We start from the raw sequence: 23,449 nt of genomic DNA on the forward strand, positions 1-23,449 counted from the left end.
AAGAAGAAAATGACGACGACGACCGTTCCGACGACAATGATGGTACCGGCCGACTGGCGCGACTTCCTGGCGCTGACCAAGCCCCGGGTGATGACGCTCGTCGTCTTTACCGCGCTGTGCGGCATGCTTGCCGCGCCCGGCCATGCCGATCCGGTGATCGGCTTCACCGCGATCCTGTGCATCGCGCTGGCCGCCGGCGCGGCGGGTGCGCTCAACCAATGGTATGAAGCCGGCAGCGACGCGCTGATGAAGCGCACGCGCAACCGGCCCTTGCCGGCCGGCCGGATGGATCGCCAGGCGGCGTTGCATTTCGGCGTCGGGCTGGGCAGCTTCGCGGTGATCTTCATGGGGTTGATGGTCAACCTCGTCTCGGCCGTGATCCTCGCCGTGTCGATCCTGTTCTACGTGCTGGTCTATACCGCCTGGCTCAAGCCGCGCACGCCGCAGAACATCGTCATCGGCGGCGCCGCCGGGGCCTTTCCGCCGTTGATCGGCTGGGCGGCGGCGACGGGCAACGTCACGTTGATGCCGGTGCTGCTGTTCGCGATCATCTTTCTGTGGACGCCGCCGCATTTCTGGGCGCTCGCGCTGTTCATGAAGACCGATTACGCCGCCGCGGGTATCCCCATGCTCCCGGTCGTCGCGGGCGAGCGCGTGACGCGCCAGCAGATCGGACTCTACACCATCCCCATGGCGGTCGCCGCAATCGCGCCCTGGCCGCTCGGGCTGGCCGGCGCGCTCTACGGCGTGGTCGCGACGCTCTCGACGCTGCTGTTCGCGCTGTTCGCGGCGCAGGTGGCGTTTCGCACCGCGACGCCGGGCAGCGATGCGATGCGGCCCGAAAAGCGGCTGTTCAAATATTCGATCCTGTACCAGTTCATCCTGTTCGGCGTGCTGGTCGTCGACCGCTGGGTGATGGCATGATTCCGGACGATCAGGACCTCATCCGCCGCCGCCAGCGCGGGCGTTCCATCGTGATGGCGCTGCTGCTCGGCGCGCTGGTCGTGCTGGTGTTCGCGGTGTCGATCGCCAAGATCAAGGCGGGCCACGCGGCATGACGCGCACCGGACGCACCGCGATGCTCGCCGTGCTCGGCATCTGCTTCATGACCGGTCTCGCCTGGGCGAGCGTCCCGCTTTATCGGCTGATCTGCCAGGCAACCGGGCTCAACGGCACGACCAATCGCGGCCTCAAGGCGCCGGGCGCGACCAACCACCGCATCCGGATCGATTTCGACACCAATGTCGATCCCAAGCTGCCGTGGAAGTTCACGCCCGAAAATCCCAGCGACACCGTCGATATCGGCGGGCGCGACCTCGCGTTCTTCACCGCCACCAACACCTCGAACCATCCCGTCACCGGCACCGCGACGTACAATGTCACGCCGGCGCAGGCGGGCAAATATTTCACCAAGATCCAGTGCTTCTGCTTCACCCAGCAGACGCTCAAGCCGGGCGAGACGGCCCGGATGCCGGTGATCTTCTTCGTCGATCCCAAGATCCTCAGCGATCCCGACGCCAACGATATCCAGACGATCACCCTCAGCTACACATTTTACCCGGTGGATTCCGCGAAAGCCGCAAGCTAGAGCGCTACCGACAGACCACAGGAAGCATGACGATGGCCGGCGCCAAGAACCACGATTATCACATCCTCGCCCCGGATATCTGGCCGATGGTCGGCGCGTTCTCCGCGCTGACGATGGCCATTGGCGGCATCATGTGGATGCATGGCGGCCATGTCGGCCACCCCAATGGCGGGGGCATCATCTTCTTCGTCGGTGTCGCCGCCGTGCTGACGACGATGCTGAGCTGGTGGACCAACGTGATCCGCGAAGCGCATCAGGGCTTTCACACCCCGGTCGTGCAGCTCCATCTGCGCTACGGCATGATCCTGTTCATCGCCTCCGAGGTGATGTTCTTCGTCGGCTGGTTCTGGGCGTTCTTCGACTTCTCGCTCTTCCCCGCCAACATCACCTGGGATGCTGCGTCGAAATCGGTCAACATCATCGCCGACACCGCAACCGCGGTCGGCCAGTGGCCGCCCAAGGGCATCGAGGTGCTCAACGCCTTCGAATTCCCGCTGCTCAATACGATGATCCTGCTGCTCTCGGGCACGACGGTCACCTGGGCGCATCACGCGCTGATCCATGGTGAGCGTGGCGGCGAGAAGAAGGGCCTGTGGGGCCTGATCGGCGTCGGCGAGAATGACGGCGTGCTCAAGGGCCTGTGGCTCACCATCCTGCTCGGCCTCACCTTCAGCTCGATCCAGGCCTATGAATATATCGGCGCGCCCTTCCCCTTTGCCGGGCTGAACTATGGCGCGTCCTTCTACATGGCGACGGGCTTCCATGGCTTCCACGTCATCATCGGTACGATCTTCCTTACCGTCTGCCTGATCCGCGCCTATCGCGGTGACTTCACGCCGAAGCAGCATTTCGGCTTCGAGGCAGCAGCCTGGTACTGGCACTTCGTCGATGTGGTGTGGCTGTTCCTGTTCGTCGCGATCTATGTCTGGGGTGGCTGGGGCGCGCCGGTTCACGCCGGATGACCGATCAGCGGGAAGGTGGCGCTAGCGCGCCGCCACCCGTCCAGGCCGCGGTGCGGGGATTGTGCCCGCGCTGCGGCGCGCCCGCGCTGTTCGCCGGCATGATCGCCTTCGCGCCGAAATGCCGCGACTGCGGCCTCGATTTCGGCATGTTCAACGTCGGCGACGGACCGGCGGCGTTTCTCACGCTGATCCTGGGGACGATTATCGTCGGGCTGGCGGTCTGGCTGCAACTCGCCTTCGACCCGCCCTTATGGGTGCAGATGGTGGTGTGGATCCCGGTGGCGCTTGCGCTGACCATCGCCGCGTTGCGCATCGCCAAGGCGGCGCTGATCGGCGCTGAATATCGCAATGCCGCGCGCGAGGGCCGCATCAGCGACCGCGAAGCATGAAACGCGTCCCGCTCCTCGCGACGGCGATCGTCGGCCTGGCGATCGTGACGATGATTGCGCTTGGCATTTGGCAACTCCAGCGCCGCGACGAGAAGGAAGCGCTGCTCGTGCAGGTCACCGCCAACCGCCAGCTCGCGCCGATCGCCTTTCCGGCAATCCCGATCGGCGACACGCTGCTGTTCCGCCGCGCCAGCGCCTTCTGCCTCAAGCCGGTGTCGTGGCAATCGCGCGGCGGCCGCGATGCCGCCGGCAAGCCCGGGTGGCGCCAGATTGCCAGCTGTTCAACCGGCGCCGAAGGGCCGGGGGTGATGATCCAGATCGGCGTCGCGCAGACCGCCACGGCCCGCCCGGACTGGAAAGGCGGCAAGGTCAGCGGTTATATCAGCTATGCGCCCAGCACCGCGCCGATGATCGTCGCAGCCTTCACCCATGCCCCCAGAACGCTGATGCTGGTCGCCGATCCGCCACAGGCGGGCCTCGCCGCGAATCCACCCGCCGATCTCTCCGCGGTTCCCAACAATCACCTGGCTTATGCCGTGCAATGGTTCCTGTTCGCCGCCATCGCCGCGATCATCTATGCCATCGCGCTGCGCCGCCGATGGCGCGCCGTTTAGGCATCGCGCTTGTGCGGTGCGGCAAGCGCGGCTAACCGCCCTCGCCATGCGGTATGTCAGCACCAGGGGTAAAGCGCCGGTCCTCGGTTTCGAGGGCGTAACGCTCGCGGGTCTCGCCAGCGATGGGGGGCTGTATCTGCCGGAGGTATGGCCGACGCTGTCGCCCGACGACATCGCCGCGCTGCGCGGCCTGTCCTATGTCGACACCGCGGTGGCGATCATGGCGCCCTATGTCGCCGACGCGCTGAGTCGCGAGGAACTTCGCGACCTGTGCACCCAGGCCTATGGCCGCTTCTCGCACGATGCCGTGACGCCGCTCGTCCAGCTCGACCACCAGCATTGGCTGCTCGAACTGATCCATGGGCCGACGCTCGCCTTCAAGGACGTCGCGCTGCAACTGCTCGGCCTGCTGTTCGAGCGTTTCCTCACCGGCACCGACCGGCAGCTGACCGTGGTCGGCGCGACCTCGGGCGATACCGGCTCGGCGGCAATCGACGCGCTGGCCGGGCGTGCCGGGGTCGAGGTGTTCATGCTCCACCCGGAAGGCCGCGTGTCCGACGTGCAGCGCCGCCAGATGACGACGGTGCTCGCGCCCAATATCCACAATATCGCGATCCAGGGCAGCTTCGACGACGCGCAGGCGCTGGTGAAGGCGATGTTCAACGATCGCGACTTTGCCGGCCGGTTCACGCTGTCGGCGGTCAATTCGATCAACTGGGCGCGGCTGATGGCGCAGGTGGTCTATTATTTCTACGCCGCGGTCAGGCTCGGCGCGCCCGAGCGGCCGGTCGCCTTTTCGGTGCCAACGGGCAATTTCGGCGACGTCTTCGCCGGCTATGTCGCAGCCAGGATGGGCCTGCCGGTGGCGAAGCTGATCGTCGCGACCAACGTCAACGACATCCTCCACCGCGCGCTCTCGGCCGGCGACTATTCGCAAGGCACCGTCGTCGCCACGCCGACCCCGTCGATGGACATCCAGGTGTCGAGCAACTTCGAGCGTTTGCTGTTCGATCTCGGCGGCCGTGACGGCATCGCGCTGGCGGAGCAGATGCACGGCTTCGAGTCGTCGAAGGCGATGCGGCTGACCAATGCCCAGCGCGAGGGGCTGTCGCCGCTGTTCGCCAGCGATCGCATCGATCTCGACGACATGTCGCTGGCGATGCGCTGGGCGCACGAACGGGCCGGCGAGGTGATCGACCCGCACAGCGCGATCGGCCTGTCGGCCGCGCGCCGCGCCGGCCTCGCCTCCGATATTCCCGTGGTGACGCTGGCCACCGCGCACCCGGCAAAGTTCGGCGACGCGGTCGAGCGCGCGACCGGCACGCGCCCGCCCTTGCCGGCACGGCTCGGCGATCTGTTCGAACGGCAGGAGCGCTATGACGTGCTGCCCGCGACCTTCGACGCGGTCACCGGCTTCATCGCGGCAACAGCCGGGGCGTGAAGCTCGACACGCTGATCGGCGAGCCCTGGGCGGACTATGGGCTGATCGATTCGGGTCATGGCCGCAAGCTCGAGCGCTATGGCCGATTCCGCTTCATCCGCCCCGAGGGGCAGGCCTTGTGGGCGCCGGTCAGCGACGCGTGGCGCGCGCATGCCGAATTCGTGCCGGGATCGGACGAGGAAGGCGGCGGGCGCTGGGATTATCACGAGGCCGTGCCGCGCGACGGCTGGCCGATGGCGTGGGACGATGTGCGCTTCACCGCGCAGACCACGCCGTTCCGCCATCTCGGCTTCTTCCCCGACATGGCGCCGGTATGGCGCTGGATGCGTGAGCGCATCGCCGGCATGGACGCGCCCGAATGCCTCAACCTGTTCGGTTATACCGGCGTCGGCACGCTCGCGCTGGCGAGCCAGGGCGCGCGCATGGTCCATGTCGATGCGTCGAAGAAATCGGTCGAGGCCGCGCGCGCCAACGCCGCGCTGGCCGGCCTCGCCGACAAGCCCGTTCGCTGGATGACCGACGACGCCACCAAGTTCATCGCGCGCGAGGTGCGGCGCGGGCGGCGCTATGACGGTATTCTGCTCGATCCGCCCAAGTTCGGCCGCGGGCCCGAGGGAGAGGTGTGGCGGCTCGAGGAAGGGCTGCCCGGCCTGATCGCCGACTGCCGTCGCCTGCTCGATGCCGAGTCGCGCTTTCTGTTCCTCACCGTCTATGCGGTGCGCATGTCGGCGCTGGCGATCGGCGAACTGCTGTCGCAGACCTTCGCCGATCTCGGCGGCACGATCGAGGCGGGCGAACTGGCGGTGCGCGAGGAAGCGCGCGGACTGCTGCTGCCGACCGCGATCTGGGCGCGCTGGAGTCGTGACTGACGGCGGGGCCGTCGTTCGCGACGGTCAAAACGGCGCGATTCAACCTTTGTGAAATCGGTTCACGGTGCAGCGATCCGGCGCGGCGCAAACCGGCGTGCCATCGCCCTTTCACAGGGTTTGTCGAAACGAAAATTGCCCGCTGCATGGCGGGCACATCTCCCCTGCTTGCGCATCTTTCTCCCCTGCTTTTTCGGAGCAGGGGAGCCGCTCTTCAAGGCGTTGAAATAGTGCTGAAAAACTCCAGAGAAAATCGCGCAAAACCGTCCATTTTTCCCTTGCTGCGCCGGAGCAGGGTAGAGACCGCAAATATTTCGCGCCAGCGGCCCGACCAATCGACGACAGGGAGGGGTTTCATGTGCAGGAAACACTCCAGCCCGTTCGTTTCGAGCGAAGTCGAGAAACCTGGCATAGCGATTTTAGCCGTTTCTCGACTGCGCTCGAAACGAACGGGCCGAGGGTAAGTTATCCCGCCCTAGCCCAGCTTGCCGAACGCAGCCTCATAGCCGGCGCGATCGCCGGCGACGAGCAGCCTGGCCTGTTCGATCCAGCGATCACGCGTCATGCGGCCCTGGAAAGTGCCGAGTTGCGCATCGAGCTCGCTGGCCTGTTCCGGGGTCAGCGCGGCAATCTGGTCGAGCCGGGTATAGCCGAGCTGCGCGAGCGTCGCGGCGAGCTTGGGCCCGAGCCCCTTCAGCTGGGTGATGTCGCCTTCGGTGGGCGCCGGCGGCGTCGCGACGGTGGGTGCCGTGTCGACGGGCGGCGGTGCGACGGGCGGTGCCGCCTCGGTCACCACGGCCGGGGCCGTGGCAGGTTCGGTCGCTGGCAGCTCGTCGACATGCGCCGCCTCGCGCCGCGCGATCAGTTCCTTCTCAGCGGCGATACGCTGTCGTTTAAGCCGCATGCCGAAGATGATCACGGCAACGGCGAGCGCCATGCCGATCACGATCATGACGATGGTGGTGGCGCCAAGGATGTTGCTGGCGGCGTTCGATGACATGCGGTCGCTCCGGTGGTTCGCGCGTTCTTAGCCTTGGCGTGCCACCTCACGCCAGCCGATATCGCGGCGGCAGAAGCCGGTCGGGAAGTCGAGCCGGTCGACCGCGGCATAGGCCACAGCCTGTGCGGTAGCGACATCGCTCGCCGTTGCGGTGACGGCGAGGACGCGGCCGCCCGCCGCGACGAGCTGGCCGTCATCCAGCGCTGTGCCGGCCTGGAAGACCTTGGCGCCCTCCGCCTCGGCAGCGGCGATCCCGGCGATCGCGCCGCCGGTCTGCGGCGTACCGGGATAGCCCTGCGCCGCCATCACCACCGTCAGCGCGGTCGCCGCGGCGAAGCGCGGCGCGGCATGCACGGCAAGCGTCCCGGTCGCCGTCGCCATCAACAGGTCGAGCAGGTCGTCGTCGAGCCGGGTCATCAGCACCTGGCATTCGGGATCGCCGAACCGTGCGTTATATTCGATCAGCTTTGGCCCCTCGGGCGTGAGCATCAGCCCGGCATAAAGCACGCCGGAAAAGGGCATGCCGGCGGCGCGCATCGCCGCCACGGTGGGCGCGACGATGTCGTCGAGCGCCTGCTGCTCCAGCGCCGGGGTCAGCACGCGCGCCGGGCTATAGGCGCCCATGCCGCCGGTATTGGGGCCGGTATCGCCGTCGCCGACGCGCTTATGGTCCTGCGCCGAGCCGAATGGCATGATCGCGCTGCCGTCGGTCAGCACGAACAGGCTGGCTTCCTCGCCGGTGAGGAATTCCTCGATCACCGCCTCGCCGCCGGGCTCGGCGAACAGCGCGGCGATCGCTTCATCGGCCTCGGCGCGGGTCATCGCCACCGTCACGCCCTTGCCCGCGGCAAGGCCGTCGGCCTTGACCACCACCGGCGCGCCGAAGCGGTCGAGCGCCGCCTGCGCCTCGGCCAGCGAGCGCGCGCGGACATAGCCGGCGGTCGGAATGTGGGCGCGGGCGCACAGATCCTTGGTGAAACCCTTCGATCCCTCGAGCTGCGCCGCGGCGCGCGACGGGCCGAACACCGCCACGCCGGCATCGCGCAGGCTGTCGGCGAGACCGTCGACCAGCGGCGCCTCGGGGCCGATCACCACCAAGCCGATGGTGTTTTCCCGCGCAAAGGCGACGACGGCATCATGGTTGCCGATATCGAGCGCGACGAGCGCGGCATGCGCCGCGATGCCCGGGTTTCCGGGCGTTGCGAACAATTTCGTCAGGCCGGGCGATTGCGCCAGCTTCCATGCCAGCGCATGTTCGCGGCCCCCCGATCCGACCAGCAGGACATTCATGGCCGACCCCTTCTCCGACACCTACCACAGCGACATGGCCGGGCGGCTGGTAGCCGAGCCGGTGCCGGGCGACAACGCCGCGCCGGTGTCGGTCGGCGAACTGGCGATGAAGCTCAAGCGCGTGGTCGAAAGCGAGTTCGGCCATGTAAGGCTGCGCGGCGAAATTTCGGGCTACAAGCGCGTCGCCTCGGGCCATGCCTATCTCAGCCTCAAGGACGACAGCGCGGTGATCGACGGCGTGATCTGGAAGGGCCAGGTCAACATGCTGCCGTTCCAGCCGCGCGACGGCGTCGAGGTGATCGCGACCGGCAAGGTCACCACCTATCCCGGGCGCTCCAAATATCAGATCATCATCGAGCGCATGGAGCTGGCGGGCGAGGGCGCGCTGATGGCGCTGCTCGAGAAACTGAAGGCGCAACTGGCGGGGGAGGGGCTGTTCGCTGCCGAACGCAAGAAAGCCTTGCCCTATTTGCCGCGCGTCATCGGCGTGGTCACCTCGCCGACCGGCGCGGTGATCCGCGACATCCTTCACCGGCTCGAGGATCGCTGCCCGACGCATGTGCTGGTGTGGCCGGTCAAGGTGCAGGGCGACGGTGCAGCGGGCGAGGTGGCGGCGGCGCTGCGCGGCTTCGATGCGTTGGTCCCGGGCGGCCCGATCCCGCGCCCCGACCTGGTGATCGTCGCACGCGGCGGCGGTTCGATCGAGGATCTGTGGGCGTTCAACGAGGACGTCGTGGTGCGCGCCATCGCTGCCTGTACCATCCCGGTCATCTCGGCGGTCGGGCATGAGACCGACACGACGCTGGCCGACTATGCCGCCGACCGGCGCGCGCCGACGCCGACCGCGGCGGCGGAAATGGCCGTGCCGGTACTCGCCGAGCTGCGCCTGACCATCGCAGGCTATGGCCAGCGCACCGAACGCTGTGCGCGGCGCTATCACGAACGTGGTCGCGAGAAGCTCGATGCGCTGGTCCGCGTCATGCCGAAACGCGATGCGCTGCTCGCCCCGCAGCGCCAGCGCGCCGACGAGGCCGGCGCGCGGCTCGATCGCGGGCTGGAACGGCGCGTGACGCAGGCGCGCGGGATGCTCGACCGCGCGGTCGGCGCGCTGCGGCCCGCCTTGCTCGAACAGCGTCTGGCGCGGGCGAGCGACCGGCTGACGGCCATCGAGCGCCTGCTCGTCGCCGCGCATCCCGAGCGCCCGCTCGAACGCGGCTATGCCTGGGTCGCGGCGCGGCCGGGCGGCGCGGTGGTCGGCAGTGCCGCTGCGGCGCGCGCCGCCGGCGCCGTCACGCTCCACTTCCGGGACGGCCAGGTCGACGCCAAGGTTGAGCGCGCGGCCGGCTCGGCATATGACAAGGCCAAAGGCCCCGGCCCCGAGCAACCCAGCCTGCTCTGATCCGCCCGCCGCCAGCTTCGAAAGCCCGTTACCATGTTGATGTCGAATTCTGATCGTACCGCCCGGCTCCATTACATGGCCAATGGCTTTCGCGTGCTGGCGAGCGGCGATCATGTCGTCTGCGCGGTCTCGGGCGAGCGCATCCTGCTCGACGAACTGCGTTACTGGAGCGTCGCGCGGCAGGAAGCCTATGCCAGCGCGGCGATCGCCACCGCGGCGATGACACCGGAATGAGGAAGCTGGCGCGCTGGAGCTTCGGCGTTCCCGCGATGATCGTGCTCGGCAGTTGCACGACGCCGCTCGCCGCATCGCAGGTCCAGCCCGCCGCGCGTGCCCAGCGCCCGCCTCCACCGACGGCGACGGTGGTTGCTCCACCGCATCGCGCGCCCGATCGCACCACCTTCAGCTATGCCGGCAGCATGATCCAGGGCGGTGTGGTGATCGGCATCGCGCCATCGTCGACCAGCCTGTTGTCGTTCAACGGCATGACCATCCCGGTCGCGCCCGACGGCCGCTTCGTGATCGCTTTCGACCGTGACGCGGGGCCGGTGGCGAGTATCGTCGCGACGCTCGAAGATGGCCGGCAGGTCCGCGACACGCTGACCGTCGCGCCGCGCCAATGGGATATCTCGCGGCTCAACGCGCTGCCCAAATTTCCCGTACCGCAACCCGAATTCGAACGCCTGCGTCCCGCCGAACTGGCCCAGATCAACGCCGCGCGCCGGCTGGTCACCGATGCCGCCGGCTGGCGCCAGCCGTTCCTGTGGCCGACGACGGGGCGCATCTCGACGCTGTTCGGCTCGCAGCGCATCTACAAGAATGGCGAGGCGGGATCGTACCATAGCGGGCTCGATGTCGCGGTGCCGCAGGGCACGCCGGTGCTGGCGCCGGCCGATGGCGTGGTGATCCTCGCCGCCGACCATCCCTTCACGCTCGAGGGCAATCTGCTGATGATCGATCACGGCATGGGGCTCAACAGCGCGTTCCTCCATCTGTCGCGCATCGCGGTGCATGTTGGCGAACATGTCCAGCGCGGCGAGACGATCGGTTTTTCGGGCATGACCGGCCGCGCGACCGGGCCGCATCTCCACTGGAGCATGAAGTGGCGCGAGGCGAAGATCGATCCGCTGCTCGTCGCCGGCCCGATGCCGCGCACCGAATAGCGTCCGTAGCGGTCCCGTCCGATTGTGGCATTTTGGCTACAGGTGCTTGAAAAGCCGCCGACGCCGCCCCGGTCGGCTTTACAGCAACGCGCACTAGGGCCATTCCGGTATCAGGTCGAAAAAGGCGGCGCGCGCTCGCGCGCCATTTTTTGAGACGAGCATTTGTAGATGCTGGGGGCCCGAAATCGGGCGAGGCAAAGGGGACTAATTCGTGAAAACAGCAAAAATCATTCGCGCGCTCAGCTTGGGCTCGGCGCTTTCGGTGCTCGCGGTAGCCAGCTTTGCAACGTCGGCGTCCGCGCAGACGGCGCCTGCCGCGCCTGAGGCACAGCCGGAAACGACGTCGGACGTCATCGTCACCGGTACGCTGATCCGCAATCCGAACCTGACGTCGTCGACCCCGGTCAGCGTGGTCAGCAGCGCCGAAATCGAGAAGCGCGCCTTCAACACCACGGAAGAGCTGCTCCGCACGCTCCCGGGCGTGTCGCCGGGCGTCGGTAGCCAGGTCAATAACGGTTCGAACGGCACCAACACGATCGATCTTCGCGGCCTCGGCGTGCAGCGCAACATCGTGCTGCTCGACGGCAATCGTCTCGTTCCCTCGCTCGCCAACGGCGCGACCGACCTCAATGTCATCCCGCTGGCGCTCGTCTCGCGCGTCGACGTGCTGACCGGTGGTGCGTCGACGACCTATGGCGCGGACGCCGTGTCGGGCGTCGTCAACTTCATCACGCGCCGCGATTTCACGGGTATCGATTTGCGGGCCTCGAACAAGGTGCTCCAGAGCGGCGACGGTTATTCGTTCCGTGGCGACCTCACGGTCGGCGCCAACTTTGCGGATGATCGCGGCAATGCCGTGCTGAGCATCGGCTACACCAAGGTCAACCCGGTGTATCAGATTCAGCCTTTCGCGCTCTTCGGCATCAGCAGCACCAGCGGCAAGGCGTCGGGCGCCTCTTTCACTTCGGTTCCGACGACCATTTCTTTCGCGACGCAGGATCTGCAGGTCAGCGCGTCGGGCGCAAGCCTGGTGCCGCAATATCAGGGCTTTAACTTCAATCCATACAACATCTTCCAGACCCCGCTGGTCCGCAAGAGCGCCTACGCCGCGACGCATTATGATGTTGCTGACGGCGTCGAGTTTTATGCGCGCGGCATGTTCTCGTCGAACACGATCAAGTCGATCATCGCTCCGTCGGGCGTGTTCGGTAACGCTCTGACCATTCCGGCGAACAACCCGTACCTGAACTCGACCATCCGCGATCAGCTTTGCACGGCGAATGGTATCGCACTCGGTGCGGCCTGCAACACCAACACCGCGATCCCGCTGCCGGGCGTGTACCGCCGCCTCGTCGAACTCGGGCCGCGCCAGAGCGAGTATGTCAACAACCTGTATGACGCGCGCGTCGGCCTCAAGGTCGACATCACCAAGTCGATGACGCTCGATGTGTCGGCATCCTATGGGCGCAGCGAGCAGACTTCGACTCAGTCGGGCTATGTGCTCAATCCCCGCGTGCAGCAGGCGCTTAACGCAACCAACACCACGACGTGCATCGACCCGACCGGCAATTGCGTGCCGTTGAACCTGTTCGGCGCCGCGGGCAGCATCACCCCTGCGCAGGTTGCCTTCATCCAGGGCCAGAGCACGATCCGCGTCAACACCGAGCTTTCGCAGGTTCATGCGGTGCTGTCGGGCGATTTCGGTTCGCCTGTGTTCGGCGCTAGCCAGCCGATCAGCTACGCGGTCGGTGCCGAATATCGCAAGTACACCTATGATCGCATCCCTGATGCCTATGCGCAGGACCCTTCGACGCTTGGTGGCGCCGGTGGTGCCACATTGCCCTTTACCGGTAGCTACAACGTCAAGGAAGCGTTTGGTGAAATCATCGCTCCCCTGATGAGCGACAAGCCCTTCTTCAACGAACTGACCGCTGAAGCCGGCGTGCGTTATTCGTCCTACAACATCAACGCGCCTGGCAGCCCGCATTTCAACACGACTACATATAAGGCGGGTCTCACTTGGGAGCCGACCGGCGGCATTCGTTTCCGCGGTAACTACCAGCGCGCTGTCCGGGCGCCGAACATTGGCGAGCTTTTCGCTCCGGTCGTTACCGGCTTGACGAACCTGACGCTTGATCCGTGCGCGGGCGCTGCCCCCGTCGGAAACGCCAACCTAACGGCAGTTTGTCTCGCCCAGGGCGCGCCGGCGGGCTCGATCGGCGCGATCCAGAACCCTTCGGCTGGCCAGGCAAATGCTACTGGTGGTGGCAACCCCAATCTGTTGCCCGAAAAAGCTGATACCTTTACGATCGGTGCGGTATTTACGCCTCACGACCTTGTTCCGAACCTGACGATCACCGTCGATTATTATAACCTCAAGGTTAACAACGCGATCACGGCGGCGGTTCCCGGTGATGTCATGGATGCCTGCTTCAAGAACATTACGGCAGCGTCAGCCACGTCGCCGGCGTGCACGAGCATTCGCCGCAACCCGGCCAATGGGCGTTTGAGCGGTCCGGCGGCCACTACCTTTGGTTTGCCGACGCCACTGACGAACAATGGGCGCTTGGCGACCGACGGTATCGATGTGACGATCAACTGGAACCACAAGTTCGGCGATGTTAGGCTTGACCTTGGTTTCCTCGGCAACTGGACCGATCACCTCCGCTTCCGGGCATCCCCGAGCTCGGTAAATCGTGATTGCGTTGGCTATTACAGCTCTAACTGTGGTCCGAGCCTCGGTCAGATTCAGCCGAAATTCTCGTGGCAGCAGCGGACGAGCCTGTCGGCTTATGGCGTGACCGGATCGCTTCTGTGGCGTCACATTGACAAGGTGAGCTACGAGCCAGCCGCCGGCACGCTGTTCAGCGGCACCGTGGTGAACTCGGGCGCAGCGACGTCGGCGCTGGCGGGGACGACCCAGAACTTTAATCGTATCCCGGCGTACAACTACTTCGACTTCTCGCTGCAGTTCGAAGTGCAGAAGAAGTTCCTCTTGACGCTCGGCGTGCAGAACCTGTTCAACAAGCAGCCGCCGGTTGTCGGTGGTCAGGCCGGCACGACTACCGCGAACAGCGGTAACACCTTCCCGTCGACCTACGATCCGCTCGGCCGCTCGTTCAGCGCAGCCGTAAAGGTCGCCTTCTAAGAAGGTCGATTTGGTTCATGCATCTTGGGGCGGCCTTCGGGCCGCCCTTTTTTTGCCTGTGCTTCACGCGGCCGCATTGCGCGGCCGTCGCTGATCAGCGCGATATCAAGGGCGCGGGCAGCATCATGCCGATGCCCGCCTGTTGTGCGACGGTTGCCGCCCAGGACGACACCATCGTCAACTCTTCACCGTGGACTTCCGTCGCGGCCTGTCGGTTGCGCTCGCGGTCCGCAGCGTCGAATGCGCCGCCGAACTTTGCGTGTCGGGTGAAGATGCTCGACACCACCTTCTGCCGACCAGCAGCGGTGTCGTCGACACCGAATAGCTGGTCGATGGCGGCCAGCGCGCCTGCGGGATCGGCAAGGAGCGCATCGCTGCCAAGCGTCCTGACCCGATCAGGCCAGGCTGTCGCCAGTTTGGCGAACAGGACATGCTGCGCCAGCCAGCCGACCGCCGCCACCTGCAGGTCGGACTGCAAAAACACTTCCTGCGGACCGAAGCCCAGATCGACCAGCCCCTCCTTGAGGAATTTGGCGAGCAGGTCCCGAACCCAGAGCCGCCCCCACAGGCCCTTGTTGGCGATCGAGCCCAAAAAGGCGTCGAGCGGCGCATAGAGCAGCAACGCCGCAGCGTCGGGCCGGCCCGCCATCATCACCGGCGCCAGCCCGTTAACCACATTGGACGGCTTCACCACGCAGACTTCCTGCGGCTCGAAGGGGCGGGCGAGAAGGGTCAGTCCGTCGATCAGCATGTCCCGGATCTTGCCGGGGTCGCCACCGCGATGGCGCCAGCCGACCAGATCATTCAGGAGCACGGGTTCCTTGAAGCTCGTGCTCCTGCCTGGCCGATCATAGGCATTGGCCAGCAGCGTCGAACAGCAATAGGCGGAATGGAAGATGAAGTTGATGCGCCGGGCCGTTCCGGTCCGCGCGATATCTGCGCGCCGTGCCACGACCGGGTTGACCGCCCCCGGCAAATGCTCGTCGGTCAGGAACGCTGCCGCGCGACGTGATGCCCGGTCGGCGAGGACGAAATGGAGCGCGTCATGGTCGGGGTCATAGCGATGGGCCAGCCATTCAGGCGCCATCACATGCGGGTCAGCCGGAGCCATCATCGTCAGGGTCTGCCGAAAAGCGGTTGAGGGATCAAGGGTAGGAACTTGCACGACTTGGGATGCTATGCTTTCACGCGGTCATGATCGAACACAATGGGGCCGTCGAGCCACTCCTCCGGGAAGCAGGTATGCTGCGGCAGCGCGGGGAAGCCGATCAGGCGCGCCTGCTGCTCGATCAGGCCGTGGCGCGTTTTCCGGGCGATCCACAGGCGCAGAATGCACGCGGCATGCGCGCCTTGGCGGATGGCGACGTGGCGCTCGCGATCACAAGCTTTGCCGCAGCAGCGAAAGCGGATCCCGGCGAGGTCGCGTTGCTGCTCAACCTCGCCAGCGCCTACCGCGCGAAAGGCGATACGGCCGGTGAGAACCACACGCTCGAAGCAGCGCTCGCACTCGATCAACTCCACTTCGTCGCGCAACTGCGGATGGCCGAATTGTTTCAGCGGCAGGGGCAGATATCTCAGGCCGCACCGCACTGGAGCGCCATCGTCCAGCTTGCCGCGGGCATGGAGGGAACGCCGCCCGCCGTCGTCGATGCCACCGCCCGCGCCCGCGCTCACCTCGCCGAGCACAATGCCGCGTATGAAAAGGCATTGAACGCCGAATTCGGCGGCGACTTGCCGGACGAACAATCAGCGCGACGGTTTCGCGCCTGTGTCGACCACATGCTCGGCCGCCGCAAAATCTTTCAGAATCAGTGCGCGGGGGTGCATTACCCATTCCTGCCCGCTGACGAATTCTTCGAGCGAGGGCATTTCCCGTGGTTTGCCGAGCTCGAAGCCGCCGCCCCGGCAATTCGCCGTGAAGCGCTGGCCTTGGTCGAACGCGGTGACCCGGCGATCAGGCCCTATGTCCGGCTGGACTCCGGGACACCGGAAAACAAATGGAGCGATCTCGACAACTCGCCCGAGTGGAGCGCCTGCTTCCTGTGGGAATATGGCGTCGAAAACGAGGCGGTATGTGCGCTCTGCCCGGAAACGAAAGCGGCGCTTGCCCGGGTCCCGCAGAACAACGTGCCGGGCAAGGCGCCGACGGCATTTTTCTCGCTGCTCCGACCTGGCGCGCGGATTCCACCGCACACCGGCGTCACCAACACGCGGGCCATCATTCACCTTCCCCTTGTCGTGCCTGACGGCTGCCGCTTCCGCGTCGGGGGCGCAACCCGCGTCTGGCGCGAGGGCGAGGCGTTCGCTTTTGACGACACGATCGAGCATGAGGCGTGGAACGACAGCGAAGAACTGAGGATCGTGCTGATCTTCGACGTGTGGAATCCGCACCTGACTTCGGCCGAACAGACTCAGCTCAGCAAGCTGTTTTCCGTCGCTGATCGCGGCATCGTCGCGCCCAAAGGCTGAAGGGGCGGCCTCAGTCAGAGTCGCGCATTTCCCGGATCGTCGCCATATGGCGCGCATAATGACGCCATCGTCCCGACGACCGGGTGTGTAGCGGCGCGCGGACCTGCCATGCGCTGGCGGTTCGAACGGCACCGTCGGTTGCACCGGCGGCGAGGCACTGGTCTTCCCAGCGCAGATCGAGAAATCGCATGATGCGCGCCATCTCGCTGCGCGGGTCGGCGACGAGCCGGTCATAATCCAGCGCCGCAATGTCGTCCGGATACAGATTGGTCCAATGCGCCATCAGGCGACGATATTGACGGAAGTAATGCGCTGCGTTGCGCAAATCGTCGCCATAGGACACGGCATCACCGAAATGCAGGAAATAGATCGATAGCAAATTGTCGAGTGGTTGCCGTACCGTGTGCACGATTTTCGCGCCAGGAAAGAGCGACTTGATCAGTCCGATGTGGAGAAAATTGTCGCACCGCTTGTCGGTCGTCACGCCGCCTGCCGCACCTTCGGCAAGGTAGCGAGCGCGTAGCGCGGCGGCCTGGTCCGCCGACATTGCGGCAGCCGCTTCGGGATACGGGTCGAGGCTGCGAACGATGGCAGGGATGTCCTCGCGCTCGCCCGCCGCATGCACCGCGCTATGGCGTCCGAGAATCTGCTCGGCAAGCGTCGACCCCGAACGGAACATGCCGCAGATGAACACGGGTGAAGCGATGCCTCCAGCATCCTGTGCAACCGCTGCAACGGGGTGCGGATAGGCGGCGATCAATCGGTCAACCAACCGTTCCTGCGCCTCAGGATCGTAGCGGTGCTGGGCAAACGATGCCGCGAACCAGTTGGCCGCCTCATATGCCTGAAAGGCGTCGTCAAACTGCGCCGTTGCGTCGAGCGCACCGCCCAGCGCGAAGAGAATTTCCGCGCGGTCCTCGGCTGTCGGTGCCTGATCGAGCAGCTGCTTGAGATGCGATACCACCTCTTCCGCCCGACCAGCCGCGGTCTCGATTACCGCGAGGCGTGCGTGCCCTCGTCCAGCGCGCGGCGCGATCGCGACTGCGCGACGATATGCTGCCTTTGCACCATCGGCGTCGCCACGCTCTTCGGCGATGTTGCCCAGGTTCAACCACGCCTGGAGGAAGTCGGGATTCAATCGCAAGGCGGCGTTGAGTTCGCCAATCGCCAGGTCCGTTGCCCCCAGATGGTCATAGAGGATTGTCGCCCGGTTGAGGCGCGCTTCCTCAGGGCGTACGATGCCGTGCGCGATCGCCTGTTCATAGGACTGCAGTGACGCCGCAAAGTGCCGCTCGGCACGCTGCGCCCAGGCCAGGTTGAACCAGACGTCGGCAAGATCGGGGCGCGCTTCAACTACCGACCTATAGGCGTCAATCGCGTCGGCGAACCTGCCTTGCCGCAGATGGTCGTCACCGACCGCAATGAGCTGTGCTGTCATAGGGGAGGACTGCATGGCGCGGACCTACAGGTACCGGCCGGTCAAGGGAAGTTCGCCTTGACGCGCGGGCATTTGCAAAGGAAGTATCCAGCCGCAATTCGGAATGGGGTCCCTATGATGTTTGGCATCGCGATTGCCCTTGTTATGCTGAGCGGGTCTCCGGCCGCAACGGAGCAGCCTGCGCCGGCGGCGACGGCTGCTGCCGTCGATCCGGAGCAGCGCGTCCGCTGCAAGACCGAGGAGATTACCGGTTCGCTTGCAGGCCGCCGTCGCGTTTGTCACACGGTCGCCGAGTGGCGCCGCATCACGGACGCGGCCGTCCAGGCGCTCAGCAGATGGTCGATCACCGTACCGTCTCTTGTGGCGACTGCCGCCGAGACTAAAGCGAGCTGCGCATAGGTGGAATCCGGCTATTCGCGATCAAGCACGCGATCACGAAGCATCTGGAGCGCGCTGCGTTTCCGTCGAAACGCAGCGCGCTCCAGCCCGCGAAATCGTGCCGGGTTGGCCTTTGGCCGATGACCGGTTCCTTTCCGCGAGACCGCGCGGCGGCCAGGTGGTCCATGGCGCTTTCACTCATCACGCGCTTCGGCTCCGACACGAGGCCAGCGGCTGGCTGCCACTGACGAAGCCGCGCCTTCGCGGCGATCAGCCCGGGCGCTTGACGAATGCCGCTATGGCGGCCGCGATCGTCGGGCTGATCGGCAGCGTCGCGTCGCCATAGGTGGCGATATTGGCGGCGCGATCCGCGCTCTCCACCGGACGCAGCACGTGGTTGACGCCGGGCACAATCGTCAGCGTCGCCTTTGGCTGTGCCTTTTTCAGCGCCTCGGCATCGACCAGCGACACCTGGATGTCGCGGTCGCCCTGCAGGATCAACACTGGCAGCCGGACGCCGGCAATCAGCTTCGCCGGATCGTGCGAGAAAAGATCGATCAAATAGGGCTGGAGCTTTTCGGCGAACAATGGCTGGATGACCGCTGGCAAGGACGCCATATCGACCCGGCGGCCGGCTTCCAGCGCGTCGATCGCGCCAAGCGCCGCGTCGAGGATCGGCGCATTGGCCGGGTTCGCGCGCAACTGTTCGCGCATCACCGCGCCGATCGGCCGCCCGCCCGCCGAGAGCAGGATGAGCCCGCAAATGCCCTCGGGTGCCTGCGCGGCCTGCAGGGCGACCAGCCCGCCTTCGCTATGGCCGAGCACCCAGACACAGCGCCGGCCGCTGCGCTGGCGCAGCATCTTGACCCAGGCATGGGTGTCGGCGGCATAGCCGGCGGTGGTCGAAGCATAAGGATCGGCAAGCGCCGCCTTGCTCCCGAACAGGCCGCGCTTGTCGACCCGCAGCGTGGCGATACCGTCGGCGGCGAGCGCTTCGGCCAGCTGACGATAGGGACCGCCGGCAACCCCGCCGCGGTTGTTGCCGTCACGGTCGGTCGGACCCGATCCGGGCAGGATCAGCACCGCCGGGGCCTTGGGGTCGGGGTCGATCAGCGTGCCGGCCAGCGGCCCTTCCGGGCCCGGTGCGGTGACCTCGACCGGCACGGCGTTCGCCGGTGGCAGCGCGGCGGCGGCGACCAGCGCCAGGGTGGCGAGCGCGATCACCGGTCGCGGTTCCCGCTGCGCCAGCGCCATTCACCATCGGTCTTGGCGATGCTGATGACGATCATCGCGCCGATCAACGCCAGCGCGACGATGATCTTCTCCGGCAGCGTCGGCAACAGCCGCAGCGCCAGCAACAGTGTGCCGACAAAGCCGAGCGTCACCGCCCAGCCCTGCCACGTCACCGGCGTGGCGCCATAGCCGAAGCGCTTGGGCGCGAACCAGTAACCGTTGCGTACCCTGTACATGTTACGGATCTCTTCGATCGTCATTGCAACCACCCTTCGAAATTTCCGCTTAGTCGTCGATCACCACCGCTGCCCGCCATGCAAAGACGGTGAACAGCAGCGCACTACCGAAATTGAAGATCGCCCATATCGCTACCGTCCGCGGCGTCGGCGGCGCCCGATGCGCGAATACGCCCAACGCGACCGCCAAAACGACCGCTGTATAGATCAAGGTAATCACCCAACCCGTACGCGACTTCGCCGATATCTGGAGGCCCTTGCGGACGAACATGGGCGGATTCGAACGAGGTGCGGTCACGCCTTGTCTCCTTTTGGCGGCCGCCCACGCTTCGCGGCGACCGGTTCGGTCAGTTTTACGCCGCGCCGGGCCAGTGCCTCGCGCAGCAGGCATTCGAGCTGGGCGTTGACGCTGCGCAGGTCGGCCGCAGCCGCGCGCTCGATCGCCGCGTAGAGCGCGGGATCGAGGCGTAGCGGAAACGCCTTTTTGGGCGGACCCGTCACCACCGACCTATTGGTAGAGCGAGCCGGCGTTGACGACGGGCTGGGTATCGCGCTCGCCGCACAGCACGACCATCAGGTTCGACACCATCGCCGCGCGGCGCTCGTCGTCGAGTTCGACGACATTCTTCTCGCTGAGCAGGTCGAGCGCCATCTCGACCATGCCGACCGCGCCCTCGACCAGCGTCTTGCGCGCCGCGACCACTGCCTGCGCCTGTTGCCGGCGGAGCATCGCCCCGGCAATCTCCTGCGCATAGGCGAGATGGGTGAAGCCGCATTCGTCGACCGTCACGCCCGCCGTTACCAGCCGCGCGATCAGCTCGGTGCGCAGCTCGGCGCTGACCTGGTCATGGTTGCCGCGCAGCGTCACTTCCTGATGCTCGAAATCGTCATAGGGGTAACGCGCGCCGATCGTGCGCACCGCTGCCTCGATCTGGACGATGACGAACGCCTTGTAATCGTCGATGTCGAACAACGCCTGTGCGGTGTCGGTCACGCGCCACACCACCTGCGCTGCGATCTCGATCGGGTTGCCGCGCAGGTCGTTCACCTTGAGCCGCTCGGAGATCATGTTGTTGGCGCGCAGCGAGATCTTCTTGCGGCCGAGCCATGGCAACAGCCAGCGCAGGCCGGTGTTGCGATCGGTACCCTGATAGGAGCCGAACAGCGTGATCGCCACGGCCTGGTTAGGCTGCAGCATGTAAAAGCCGGTCAGCACGAACACGAACACCAGCGTCCCGGCGGTCATCAACATGCCGCCCGGCGCCGGGTCGTCCTTGACCATGGCGGCGCCCGCCACGCCGGCGACGATCGCCGCCAGCAGCACCAGCAGCATGATATAGCCACTCATCGTCGCTGCCGGCCGCTCGCGCGACAGCGTCAGCGCGTTATTGCGCGCCACCTGATCCCCAACATTGCTCGCCATGACGAACCCTTCCCGTTAATGTGATATCACAGTTATATCGGGTTTAATCGAGTCGCAAGCGGAATCGGAGGGTGCGGCGCCGCCTCGCTTCAAAGATTTGATTCACGCGGAGGCGCGGAGACGCGAAGGGGTCACGCTTGCGGCGCAGCCACACCCAATCGCGGGTGCCGCAATATTCCCGCTCTGGTTGGCGATAGACGACCGCAACAAACGCAACGTCTCGGCGTCTCCGCGTCTCCGCGTGAAAAAAGAAATTGGCTTGCGCGAAGCCGAGAAGGAGAAGCGATACCTCCTTGCGCCTTCGCGGCTTCGCGAGAAGCAAGTCAGCCCGTGTCGAACGCAAAAGAGGCGGCGTGCGAAACCACACACCGCCCCTTGTCCTGCCCCATGGGGGAAGGAAGGATCAGTTCAGGACGATCGTCACCGCGCGGCGGTTCTGCGCCCAGCTTGCTTCGTCCGATCCAAGCGCGAGCGGGCGCTCCTTGCCATAGCTGATCGTCGAAATGCGGCGCGGATCGATGCCGCGCGCGGCGAGATAGTTCTTCGCCGCATTGGCGCGACGGTCGCCCAGCGCGAGGTTGTACTCGCGCGTGCCGCGCTCGTCGCAATGCCCTTCGAGGCTGACCGGCACGTTGGGCCATTTGGCGAGCCATGCCGCCTGGCTGTCGAGGATCGCGCGCGCCTGCGGGTCGAGGTCGTAACGGTCGAGTGCAAAGTGCACCGTGTTGCTGGTCACGGTGTGTTCGAAATCGGCGCGCGAGCCGGGGGCATAGCCCGGGCCGCTGGGAGGCTGCTGCGCCGGGCCAGCCGGCGGCGGCAATTGCGCCGGATGCTTCTTCTCGCAGCCGGTCGTCATCATGGCGAGCGCAGTCGTCGCCAGCATTATGGTCGTCAGTCTGGCCATCAGGCTTCTCCTTCGATCATGTCGTGACGGTGGCACAACAAACCCGGACATACCGTCGCGACTTGGTTAACGAGAGTCAACGCCGCAGCATCACGGCCGCAACGGCCCCCAGCTCGGGTCGGATCCGTCGAGCGGGGTGGGAATTCGGCGCAATGCCGCCCCCGTCAGGTCGACCGAGAAGAGGTCGGCAACGCCGCTGCTGCCCTGCGTCGCGCGAAAAAACATCAGCACACGGCCATTGGGCGACCAGCTCGGCCCTTCGTCCTGCCAGTCATCGGTCAGGTCGCGCGCACCCGCGCCCACCGGGCTCATCACGCCGATGCGGAAATTGCCCGCCATATGGGTGTAAGCGATCAGATCGCCGCGCGGGCTCCACACTGGCGTCGCGTAACTTCCGCCGCCAAAACTGATACGTTGCTGCTGCGTACCGTCGGCATTCATCACATAGAGTTGCTGGCTGCCCGAGCGGTCGCTTTCGAACACGATGCGGCCGCCGTCGGGCGAGTAGCTACCCCCGGTGTCGATCCCCGGCGCGTCGGTCAGGCGCTGCGGCGTGCCGCCAGCGATCGGGATACGGTAGACGTCGGTGTTGCCGCCGATCGCCATCGAGAACAGCACCCAGCGGCTGTCGGGCGAGACGCGCGGCGCGAAATTGAGGTTGGTATCGGGCACCAGCAACCGCTGCCGGCCTGTCCCAATATCGTACACATAGATCGCCGGCCGATCGTTCAGATAGCTCATATAGACGATCGCGCGCTGATCGGGCGTCAGCCGCGGGGTCAGGATGATCGACTGGCCGTTGGTCAGGAAGCGGTGATTCGCGCCGTCCTGGTCCATGATGGCGAGTCGCTTGATGCGATGCGCCTTGGGGCCGGATTCGGCGACATAGACCACGCGGCTGTCGAAATAGGGGCCTTCGCCGGTCAGCCTGGTATAGACCATGTCGGCACATTTGTGCCCGGCGCGGCGCCAGTCCGACGGCGGCACGACGAAGCCCTGCCGGGTCAGCTCGGTCTTGGCATAGGTATCGTAGAGATAGCAGCCGACGGTCAGCGTGCCGTCGCCATTGGCGCGGACGAAGCCCTGCACCAGCGCCTGCACGCCGGCTCCGGCCCAATAATCGAAGCCGGGGTTGGTCACCTCCGCATAGCCGATCGGGTGGAGCGCCTCGCCGGCGACCGGGTTGAACAGCCCCGAATTCTTCAGGTCGTTGGTGACGATCGTCGCCAGTTCGCGGCCGAGCATGTCGGTCGATCCGGCGGCGGTCTGCTGCACCGCGGCGGTCGGCATCGGTGGGATGGCGATTTGCGCCGGCGCGGAGGTGCCGCCGACGACGTCGACGATCATCTCGCCCGGGGGCTGTTGGCCCGGTGTCGGCGTCGGCGCGCCGGTCTGCGGCGCCTGTGCCGTGGCTTGCGGCGCGGGCGCCCCCTGTTGCGCGAGCGCGGCGCCCGGCGCCGTTCCGGCAAGCAGCGCGGCAATCAATATCGGGCGAATCAGGGTCATTA

The 23,449-nt window shown here is 66.0% G+C and carries 24 protein-coding genes; 13 read left to right on the plus strand and 11 right to left on the minus strand.

Annotated elements, in window-relative coordinates:
- The first annotated feature begins 9 nt into the window (after window positions 1–9).
- The 8 genes from U1839_RS13325 to U1839_RS13360 are packed head-to-tail and all read left to right on the plus strand — an operon-like array spanning window position 10 to window position 5,863.
- Window positions 10–924: a heme o synthase gene (locus U1839_RS13325; protein WP_332804093.1), complete on the plus strand. Its 915-nt coding sequence runs from the start codon at window positions 10–12 to the stop codon at window positions 922–924.
- Window positions 921–1,058: a cytochrome c oxidase system small membrane protein gene (locus U1839_RS13330; RefSeq protein ID WP_332804094.1), complete on the plus strand. Its 138-nt coding sequence runs from the start codon at window positions 921–923 to the stop codon at window positions 1,056–1,058. Before U1839_RS13325 ends, U1839_RS13330 begins: the two co-directional genes overlap by 4 nt.
- Window positions 1,055–1,588, plus strand: coding sequence for a cytochrome c oxidase assembly protein (locus tag U1839_RS13335; RefSeq protein WP_332804095.1), 534 nt, complete (start codon window positions 1,055–1,057; stop codon window positions 1,586–1,588). Before U1839_RS13330 ends, U1839_RS13335 begins: the two co-directional genes overlap by 4 nt.
- A gap of 32 nt (window positions 1,589–1,620) precedes the next feature.
- Window positions 1,621–2,550, plus strand: coding sequence for a cytochrome c oxidase subunit 3 (locus U1839_RS13340; RefSeq protein WP_332804096.1), 930 nt, complete (start codon window positions 1,621–1,623; stop codon window positions 2,548–2,550).
- Window positions 2,547–2,939: a DUF983 domain-containing protein gene (locus U1839_RS13345; RefSeq protein ID WP_332804097.1), complete on the plus strand. Its 393-nt coding sequence runs from the start codon at window positions 2,547–2,549 to the stop codon at window positions 2,937–2,939. Before U1839_RS13340 ends, U1839_RS13345 begins: the two co-directional genes overlap by 4 nt.
- A complete protein-coding gene (locus U1839_RS13350; RefSeq protein WP_332804098.1) occupies window positions 2,936–3,553 on the plus strand; it encodes an SURF1 family cytochrome oxidase biogenesis protein in 618 nt (205 codons plus the stop codon). The genes U1839_RS13345 and U1839_RS13350 overlap by 4 nt, the downstream gene beginning before the upstream one ends.
- A gap of 46 nt (window positions 3,554–3,599) precedes the next feature.
- Window positions 3,600–4,994, plus strand: coding sequence for a threonine synthase (thrC, locus tag U1839_RS13355; RefSeq protein ID WP_332804099.1), 1,395 nt, complete (start codon window positions 3,600–3,602; stop codon window positions 4,992–4,994).
- Window positions 4,991–5,863 carry a class I SAM-dependent methyltransferase gene (locus U1839_RS13360; protein ID WP_332804100.1) on the plus strand — a complete coding sequence of 291 codons (873 nt, stop codon included), beginning with the start codon at window positions 4,991–4,993 and terminating at the stop codon, window positions 5,861–5,863. Before thrC ends, U1839_RS13360 begins: the two co-directional genes overlap by 4 nt.
- A gap of 472 nt (window positions 5,864–6,335) precedes the next feature.
- Here the strand turns inward: U1839_RS13360 and U1839_RS13365 are convergent, their stop codons facing one another.
- A complete protein-coding gene (locus U1839_RS13365) occupies window positions 6,336–6,860 on the minus strand; it encodes a helix-hairpin-helix domain-containing protein (RefSeq protein WP_332804101.1) in 525 nt (174 codons plus the stop codon).
- A gap of 27 nt (window positions 6,861–6,887) precedes the next feature.
- Window positions 6,888–8,150: a phosphoribosylamine--glycine ligase gene (purD, locus tag U1839_RS13370; protein ID WP_332804102.1), complete on the minus strand. Its 1,263-nt coding sequence runs from the start codon at window positions 8,148–8,150 to the stop codon at window positions 6,888–6,890.
- Between purD and xseA the strand changes: the two genes are divergently transcribed.
- From xseA to U1839_RS13390, 4 genes are all read left to right on the plus strand, one after another.
- Complete coding sequence (gene xseA, locus U1839_RS13375) at window positions 8,149–9,549, plus strand: exodeoxyribonuclease VII large subunit (protein WP_332804103.1); 1,401 nt, start codon at window positions 8,149–8,151, stop codon at window positions 9,547–9,549. The genes purD and xseA overlap by 2 nt on opposite strands.
- A 33-nt stretch (window positions 9,550–9,582) precedes the next feature.
- Window positions 9,583–9,783, plus strand: a complete 201-nt coding sequence (locus U1839_RS13380) for a DUF2093 domain-containing protein (protein WP_281128346.1) — start codon at window positions 9,583–9,585, stop codon at window positions 9,781–9,783.
- Window positions 9,780–10,712, plus strand: a complete 933-nt coding sequence (locus U1839_RS13385; protein ID WP_332804104.1) for a M23 family metallopeptidase — start codon at window positions 9,780–9,782, stop codon at window positions 10,710–10,712. The genes U1839_RS13380 and U1839_RS13385 overlap by 4 nt, the downstream gene beginning before the upstream one ends.
- A gap of 211 nt (window positions 10,713–10,923) precedes the next feature.
- Complete coding sequence (locus U1839_RS13390; RefSeq protein ID WP_332804105.1) at window positions 10,924–13,860, plus strand: TonB-dependent receptor domain-containing protein; 2,937 nt, start codon at window positions 10,924–10,926, stop codon at window positions 13,858–13,860.
- Window positions 13,861–13,954: 94 nt separating this feature from the next.
- Here the strand turns inward: U1839_RS13390 and U1839_RS13395 are convergent, their stop codons facing one another.
- Complete coding sequence (locus U1839_RS13395) at window positions 13,955–14,974, minus strand: hypothetical protein (RefSeq protein WP_332804106.1); 1,020 nt, start codon at window positions 14,972–14,974, stop codon at window positions 13,955–13,957.
- A gap of 80 nt (window positions 14,975–15,054) precedes the next feature.
- On the opposite strand from U1839_RS13395, the gene U1839_RS13400 reads away from it, so the two are divergent.
- Entirely contained in the window at window positions 15,055–16,329 is a 1,275-nt protein-coding gene (locus U1839_RS13400; protein ID WP_443030617.1) for an aspartyl/asparaginyl beta-hydroxylase domain-containing protein, read from the plus strand.
- 10 nt (window positions 16,330–16,339) lie between these two features.
- Here U1839_RS13400 and U1839_RS13405 read toward each other — a convergent pair whose 3' ends face one another.
- From U1839_RS13405 to tolB, 8 genes are all read right to left on the minus strand, one after another.
- Entirely contained in the window at window positions 16,340–17,767 is a 1,428-nt protein-coding gene (locus U1839_RS13405; protein ID WP_332804108.1) for a tetratricopeptide repeat-containing sulfotransferase family protein, read from the minus strand.
- Between the two features lie 648 nt (window positions 17,768–18,415).
- Complete coding sequence (locus U1839_RS13410) at window positions 18,416–19,399, minus strand: alpha/beta hydrolase (RefSeq protein WP_332804109.1); 984 nt, start codon at window positions 19,397–19,399, stop codon at window positions 18,416–18,418.
- Window positions 19,366–19,638, minus strand: a complete 273-nt coding sequence (locus U1839_RS13415) for a hypothetical protein (RefSeq protein ID WP_332804110.1) — start codon at window positions 19,636–19,638, stop codon at window positions 19,366–19,368. The genes U1839_RS13410 and U1839_RS13415 overlap by 34 nt, the downstream gene beginning before the upstream one ends.
- A 25-nt stretch (window positions 19,639–19,663) precedes the next feature.
- Window positions 19,664–19,912, minus strand: coding sequence for a hypothetical protein (locus tag U1839_RS13420; RefSeq protein WP_332804111.1), 249 nt, complete (start codon window positions 19,910–19,912; stop codon window positions 19,664–19,666).
- Window positions 19,909–20,115 carry a type II toxin-antitoxin system antitoxin gene (locus U1839_RS13425; RefSeq protein ID WP_332804112.1) on the minus strand — a complete coding sequence of 69 codons (207 nt, stop codon included), beginning with the start codon at window positions 20,113–20,115 and terminating at the stop codon, window positions 19,909–19,911. Before U1839_RS13425 ends, U1839_RS13420 begins: the two co-directional genes overlap by 4 nt.
- Window positions 20,116–20,122: 7 nt before the next feature.
- A complete protein-coding gene (locus tag U1839_RS13430; protein WP_332804113.1) occupies window positions 20,123–21,037 on the minus strand; it encodes an SPFH domain-containing protein in 915 nt (304 codons plus the stop codon).
- Window positions 21,038–21,440: 403 nt separating this feature from the next.
- Entirely contained in the window at window positions 21,441–21,941 is a 501-nt protein-coding gene (pal, locus tag U1839_RS13435) for a peptidoglycan-associated lipoprotein Pal (protein WP_281128359.1), read from the minus strand.
- A 90-nt stretch (window positions 21,942–22,031) separates the two neighbouring features.
- Entirely contained in the window at window positions 22,032–23,447 is a 1,416-nt protein-coding gene (tolB, locus tag U1839_RS13440) for a Tol-Pal system beta propeller repeat protein TolB (RefSeq protein WP_332804114.1), read from the minus strand.
- Between the last annotated feature and the right edge of the window lie 2 nt (window positions 23,448–23,449).

The organism is Parasphingomonas halimpatiens (assembly GCF_036663795.1).
GTDB lineage: Bacteria > Pseudomonadota > Alphaproteobacteria > Sphingomonadales > Sphingomonadaceae > Sphingomonas.